The sequence below is a fragment of the Bergeyella anatis genome (assembly GCF_036016955.1).
In the GTDB taxonomy this organism is placed as follows: Bacteria; Bacteroidota; Bacteroidia; order Flavobacteriales; family Weeksellaceae; genus JAYWXI01.
The window spans coordinates 1-1,809 of record NZ_JAYWXI010000054.1; the positions used below are offsets into that span (position 1 = coordinate 1).

Genomic DNA, 1,809 nt, shown 5'->3' on the forward strand with positions numbered 1-1,809 from the left:
CAATCCGAAAAAGAAGACAGTTGTATTTTCAACAGAAATTATTAAGTTTATAACCTGAAATACTCCTTAAACATTTATTATAAAATGTCCAATTTAGTTTGAAGACGTACAACAACACCAATAAATCCAATAAAAAAACCAAAATTCCAAGATTTCACATTCTTTGGAGTTAATTCTGCTCCACAATTAGAGCATTTTGTTATATGGTCTTTTTTAAAATTAAAAGTCTCCTTAAATGGTACTTTTGTTTTACATTTTGGGCATAAGAATTTTTCACTCATTATTTTATCCTTTCAGTTTCTTTTAAAATTACAACCAACTTGAATATTCCAATAGTTTCCACTAAAATTCGCTGTAGTCAAAGGATCATGACCATTCTGTGTCGTATATTCATTACATGCTCCAACGAAACCCCGAAACGCATTTCTCTTTTTCATGACCGTTTGACCGTGCATTTTTTAGTTTATTTTAGCATCACTAACTCTGATACACGACCGAAGAAATAGAAAATACTTCTGCAGGTAATACTTTTACAATATACCTATTCATTTTCTTTTTTCGCCCATTCTGGCAATTCTTTCCAACCCTCAGCAGGAGCGGATTTTATACTATCGGGAATAGGAATGTCTTGGAAAATATCTGACACACTATTATCTTCCAATGAAAATTGAACTAAATAGTATTTCCCTTCTTCTGCATTATTATATATTTGGGTATTTGAATACTCTTTTTTATTAACAACATATACATATGTAGCTTTTTTATGAGAAACAATAGGCCAATAAACTTTAGATACATAACCTATTGTATAATTCCCTTTTTTTATAGGTTTTCTTTTAACATATATATATAATGAAATTAAAACCAAAGGAATTAGTATGATTAACATATTCCATTTTGATTCTCTTACAAATAAATAATAATATACTTTCCTAAGTACGCTACTCATCTATTATATTTTTTCATTTTATCCTTAGCCCATTCTGGTAATTCTTTCCAACCCTCAACAGGAGCGGATTTTATACTGTCAGGCACAGGGTGTTCTATATACAATTTATATGTTTGAAAAATATAATTTATAGCCTTATTACTGTTCACTTTAACTAAAAATCTATTATTGACATTCTTAGAATAATACTTTATGCTATCCTCATTAAAATAATGACTCCCTTTTTGATCATTATTATATTTAAATATAACTTTTAAACTTGAGCTTCTTGACATTCCGTGTATATTATTGATCGTCCCTATATAATAGACTCCTTTGCGCATTGTTTGGTCATATAGCTTACGACTGATGTAAGATAATATTAGTAAACCACCAAAAATTGCTAATAGTATAATTTTTCCCTTATTTTTTAATATTCGCTTTTTCATCATAGGCTCTATTTAATCCCTGTTCTAAAACAGAATTATTATAATTAATTATATTTGATACTGTCCGTTTAGCAATAGGTGAGGTTATATTGTTTACAGCAGGGGCATAGGCGTTTCCTATACCAAATGTTACTAAGCTTGTTCCAGTAGCAAATAGTGTACTCCTTATATTAACTTCCGTATTTAACTTAAATGATTTATCTCCAAAAACCTTAAAATTATGTACACTTCCAGCGGCTCCCGAGACACCTGGAATTAAAAATGTATCTGCTAAAACATCTGCTAAGTCTATATTCTGATTAATAGTTATTTGCCCTATAGTACTAATACCTGCTTTAGTCGCTAATACAGAAGTAGAACCAGTACTTACCGCATAAGGTAGTAGCGGGGCTAAAATAATACCTCCCGTTGCTATTGCTAAACCTTTCTCAA

Annotated in this window: 3 protein-coding genes and 1 pseudogene; all 4 read right to left on the reverse strand. The window is 30.1% G+C overall.

Annotation, left to right across the window (positions count from 1 at the left end; genetic code table 11):
- Positions 1-77 precede the first annotated feature (77 nt).
- Positions 78-281, reverse strand: coding sequence for a hypothetical protein (locus tag VQ048_RS12060; RefSeq protein WP_327611907.1), 204 nt, complete (start codon positions 279-281; stop codon positions 78-80).
- A 260-nt stretch (positions 282-541) separates the two neighbouring features.
- Complete coding sequence (locus VQ048_RS12065) at positions 542-949, reverse strand: hypothetical protein (RefSeq protein ID WP_327611908.1); 408 nt, start codon at positions 947-949, stop codon at positions 542-544.
- Complete coding sequence (locus tag VQ048_RS12070; protein WP_327611910.1) at positions 946-1,380, reverse strand: hypothetical protein; 435 nt, start codon at positions 1,378-1,380, stop codon at positions 946-948. Before VQ048_RS12070 ends, VQ048_RS12065 begins: the two co-directional genes overlap by 4 nt.
- Positions 1,352-1,809: pseudogene (locus VQ048_RS12075) on the reverse strand (RHS repeat-associated core domain-containing protein); the annotation flags it as partial. The gene VQ048_RS12070 and the pseudogene VQ048_RS12075, both read right to left, overlap by 29 nt.

Bases quoted from the DNA above. Each gene is read 5' to 3' on its own strand.
- VQ048_RS12060 (WP_327611907.1), bottom strand. From the start codon at position 281: ATGAGTGAAAAATTCTTATGCCCAAAATGTAAAACAAAAGTACCATTT.
- VQ048_RS12070 (WP_327611910.1), bottom strand. From the start codon at position 1,380: ATGATGAAAAAGCGAATATTAAAAAATAAGGGAAAAATTATACTATTA.
- VQ048_RS12065 (WP_327611908.1), bottom strand. From the start codon at position 949: ATGAGTAGCGTACTTAGGAAAGTATATTATTATTTATTTGTAAGAGAA.